The organism is Phytoactinopolyspora endophytica, assembly GCF_004138495.1.
Taxonomy (GTDB): Bacteria; Actinomycetota; Actinomycetes; order Jiangellales; family Jiangellaceae; genus Phytoactinopolyspora; species Phytoactinopolyspora endophytica.
In genome coordinates this window covers 424,058-428,268 of sequence record NZ_ML142853.1, presented here as the reverse complement: position 1 = coordinate 428,268, position 4,211 = coordinate 424,058, and the positions used below count along the sequence as shown (strand labels likewise).

5 protein-coding genes are annotated in these 4,211 nt (G+C 66.4%); all 5 read left to right on the top strand.

Features of this window, described 5'->3' with window-relative positions:
• Window positions 1-860 (top strand): PhoH family protein (locus ELR45_RS12745; protein ID WP_165367724.1); only part of this gene is annotated, 860 nt, incomplete at its 5' end.
• Window positions 857-1,315 (top strand): rRNA maturation RNase YbeY, encoded by a 459-nt coding sequence (gene ybeY / locus ELR45_RS12740; protein ID WP_129666442.1) that lies wholly within the window; start codon window positions 857-859, stop codon window positions 1,313-1,315. The genes ELR45_RS12745 and ybeY, both read left to right, overlap by 4 nt.
• Before the next feature lie 2 nt (window positions 1,316-1,317).
• Window positions 1,318-2,598 carry a hemolysin family protein gene (locus ELR45_RS12735; protein WP_129666440.1) on the top strand — a complete coding sequence of 427 codons (1,281 nt, stop codon included), beginning with the start codon at window positions 1,318-1,320 and terminating at the stop codon, window positions 2,596-2,598.
• 142 nt (window positions 2,599-2,740) lie between these two features.
• A complete protein-coding gene (locus ELR45_RS12730) occupies window positions 2,741-3,073 on the top strand; it encodes a cytidine deaminase (protein ID WP_165367737.1) in 333 nt (110 codons plus the stop codon).
• A gap of 260 nt (window positions 3,074-3,333) precedes the next feature.
• Window positions 3,334-4,211 (top strand): DUF7937 domain-containing protein (locus ELR45_RS35095; RefSeq protein WP_205856493.1); only part of this gene is annotated, 878 nt, incomplete at its 3' end.

The window sequence follows — 4,211 nt, the reverse complement described above, 5'->3', positions numbered from 1 at the left end:
AGCGGGCCATCGATGAGATGGTGGCCGTCGTCAGGACCGGCCAAGGGCTGAGCCCAGAGGCGGTGGAGCGCACCATCGCCATGCTCCGCGCCCGGACGGCTGAGCGGCCGGTCGATGTCCTCACTGCCAACATCCTGTCCAGTCGTGGCCGGACCATTAGGGCGAAGACGCTGAACCAGAAGCGCTACGTCGATGCGATAGACCAGCACACCATTGTGTTCGGCATCGGCCCGGCGGGCACCGGCAAGACGTACCTCGCGGTGGCCAAGGCGGTTCAGGCGCTGCAGGCCAAGCAGGTCAACCGGATCGTCCTGACCCGGCCCGCGGTCGAGGCCGGCGAGCGGCTGGGCTACCTGCCTGGCACGTTGAGCGAGAAGATCGACCCGTATCTGCGGCCGCTCTACGACGCGCTGCACGACATGATGGATCCCGCGTCGATCCCGCGGCTGATGACGGAGGGCACCATCGAGGTGGCGCCGCTGGCGTACATGCGGGGCAGGACGCTCAACGACGCGTTCGTGATCCTGGACGAGGCACAGAACACCTCGCCTGAGCAGATGAAGATGTTCCTGACCCGGCTCGGGTTCGGTTCGAGGATGGTCGTCACCGGCGACGTGACCCAGGTTGACCTTCCGACCGGCACGTCGAGCGGCCTGAAGGTGGTGGAGGGCATCCTCGAAGGTATCGAGGATGTGCATTTCTGCCGATTGGCCAGCCAGGACGTCGTCCGTCACCGGCTGGTGAGCGACATCGTCGACGCTTACGCGCGGTTCGACTCTGATCAGGCAGGCGGTCATTCCGGATCCCGCTCCGGCTCGCGTCCCCGGGACCGCCAGCGCTCATCCGGGAGACGTCAGTGACCATCGAGGTCAACAACGAGACCAGCAATGAGATCGACGTCAAGGTGCTGTCTGACCTTTCCAGGTTCGTGCTCGACCGGATGCGTATTCACCCGGAGGCCGAGCTGGCCATCCTGCTGGTAGACCCGGACACGATGGAAGAGTTACACGTTCAGTGGATGGACGAACCTGGGCCGACCGATGTCCTCTCGTTCCCCATGGATGAGCTGCGCCCGCCGCCGGAGGGTGGCGAGCCGGTGTCCGGCCTGCTGGGCGATGTTGTGCTCTGTCCGGACGTGGCCGCGACTCAAGCTCGCACCAGCGGTCACAGCACGGACGACGAGTTGCACCTGCTGACGACACACGGCATCCTTCACCTGCTCGGATATGATCACGCCGAACCTGAGGAGGAACGGGAGATGTTCGGGTTGCAGAACAAGCTCCTGGCCGAGTGGAAATCAGCGCGAACGGCCTAGCGATGATCGGATCGGAGTGGTTGCTCCTCGCAGCGGCCGCGCTCGTTGTCGTCGCCGGCATGTTCGCTATGGCCGATGCGGGTCTGACCGCGTTCTCCCGGGCACGCGCGGATGCGCTCGGCAAGCAGGGACGGCGGGGAGCGAGACCGCTGCAGAGGCTGCTGGCCGACCCGGCACCCGCATTGAACACGGCGTTGTTGCTGCGTATCACAGCGGAGATCACCGCGGTGGCGCTCGTGACGGTGGTAGCGGTCGAATATTTCGACACCCGTTTCTTGACGATCGTGGTAGCGGCCCCGGTGATGCTGGTGGTGTCGTTCGTCGCGATCGGTGTGGCACCACGTACGTTGGGCCGCCAGCATGCCGAGCGGGTCGCGCTGGCGATGGCCGGGCCGCTGCTCACCTTGACCAGGGTGCTGGGACCGATCCCGAAGCTGCTGATCCTGCTCGGGAACGCGCTGACGCCGGGCAAGGGATTCCGGGAGGGTCCGTTCGCGACCGAGGCGGAGCTACGGGAGATGGTGGACCTGGCGGAGGCCGGTCAGATCATCGAGTCCGGGGAACGGGAGATGATCCACTCCATCTTCGAGCTCGGAGACACGGTGGTGCGGGAGGTCATGGTCCCTCGCACCGACGTCGTCTTCATCGAGTCCTACAAGACCCTGCGGCAGGTCGAGTCGCTTGCGCTGCGATCCGGCTTCAGCCGGATCCCGGTGGTCGGCGAGGGCGGGCTCGACGACATCGTCGGCATCGTCTATCTGAAGGACGTCGCGCGCAGGCTTCACGACGACCGGGGCGCCGAGACCGTGGAGCAGGTGGAGTCCGTGGCGAGGCCCGCGCTGTTCGTTCCCGATTCGAAGCCCGTCGACGACCTGCTGCGGGAGATGCAGGCGCAGCGGACGCACGTCGCCATCGCGGTCGACGAGTACGGCGGTACGGCCGGGCTGGTGACCATCGAGGACATCATCGAAGAGATCGTCGGAGAGATCACCGACGAGTACGACACCGCCGAGGAGACGGTCCAGGTGATCGATGACGACGCCGTCCGGGTGAGTGCGCGGCTGCACGTCGACGAGCTCGGAGAGCTGTTCGGGATGGACCTGAACGACGACGACGTCGACACGGTGGGCGGGCTGCTGGCCAAGCACCTGGGGCGGGTGCCGATCTCGGGAGCGAAGATACAGGTCGGCGAGCTGTATCTGGAGGCAGAGGACACCATGGGCAGGCGGAACCGCATCAGCACGGTCAGGGTCCGGCGCGTCCGGGAGGACAGCGAGACATGAGTAGCGGAGGCCGGTGGGTGGTCGGGGCTGTGTCCACACCGTCAGGCTTCGAGCCGGGGCATCTCTGGTCGCGGGAGGCGTGCCCGGCGGCAGCACGCGTCCACGAGGATGGGAGTATGACGAGGTGAGTGAGTCGGAGGGCATGATCGACCCGGAGGACGCCAAGATCATCACGCTGGCACGGAGTACCCGTGCCCGCAATCGCGCGGATGAGGGAGCGGCCGTGCGTGACCTGGACGGCCGCACCTACACCGCCTCGTCGGTGGTGCTGCCGTCATTGTCGCTCTCGGCATTGCAGGCTGCTGTCGTGGTGGCGGTGTCCAGTGGTGCCCAGGGACTGGAGGCGGTCGCCGTGGTCACGACCGGCGAGCCGGACGACGTCGATGTGGCCGCTGTGATGGAGTTGGGTGGTGCGGGGACACCGGTACATGTGGCCGATCCCGACGGCACGCTGGTCAAGACACGTCAGGCATGAGGCATGTCGCGTCGTGATGTGCACTGAGGAAGATTGAGTTTCCTAAGGGGAAGCTGTGAATAGTATGTGTGTTTGATCTTCTCTCGGCGAGGGCACTGTTCATGTTGGCCGTGGTGCGTTAACGTGCGGCCGTGTCCTGTGCGACGGCAGCGTGAGCCGCGAGGACGATCGACCGGACTGGAGATTGACTGATGAACTTCTGTGCAAACTGCGGTGCGCGTGCAACGGGGACGCCGTACTGCGCCAACTGTGGTCAGCCGATGACCACGCCACCGGCAGGGGGACAGCCCTCTGCCGGCCCGGCCGCGGCAGGACCGGGAGGAGGTCAGCCGGGAACAGCGCAGCCAGGTCCGGGGCAGCCAGGGCCCGGCCAGGAGCCGCCCCCGCAGCAACCTCCGCAGCAACCGGTGGGTGCGCAGCCTGGTCCTGCGGGACCTGGACCGCAGGCGCCGCCGCAGCAGCAGTTCCCTGGACAGCCGGGCGCGATGCCGGGCGCCCCGCAGCAGTACCCCGGTTACGGTGGTCAGCCGGCGGCGCCACGCCCGAACCCGTTCGCGGCGATTCCGATCTTCGACTACGTCCGTGACGCCTTGGCCTTGCTGTTGCTACTGATCCCGCTGGGCATGGCGTGGGACTCCGGGGACAATGCCACCGGCAAGGTCTACGTCATTCTGGTCACGCTGCTCTCGGTCGTCTCGCTCTCCCTGCCGTATCTGAAGGCGGTCAACGTGCTGCCGCCGACGTTGGCGCCGGCACAACTGCGCCTGGTAAGGCTCCTGGCGAACGCTCCGTATCTCATCGTCGTCCTCGTGACGCTCGTGCTCGGCTATCTGGGTGACGCCTCGATGCGAGGCGTCGACGTCGGCGACGGTGTCGGCGTGGGGTTGGTCATCGGCTTCGCCGGCGCCCTGCTCGCGGCCCAAGCGCGAGCATCCGAGCAGGACCACAGCACCAGCGACGGCATGCTGTGGCGGTCCATCACGCTGGCACTTGCCGGGTTGGCCGTCATCACCGGCATCGTCAGCGCGATTATCTTCCTGATCGATCTCGGTGATCAGTTCGAGTGGAGCGAGATCGTCGTCCTCCTGCTCAGTGTGGTGTTCTTCGTCGGCGTGCCGGCGCTGGCCGCGGTCGGCTT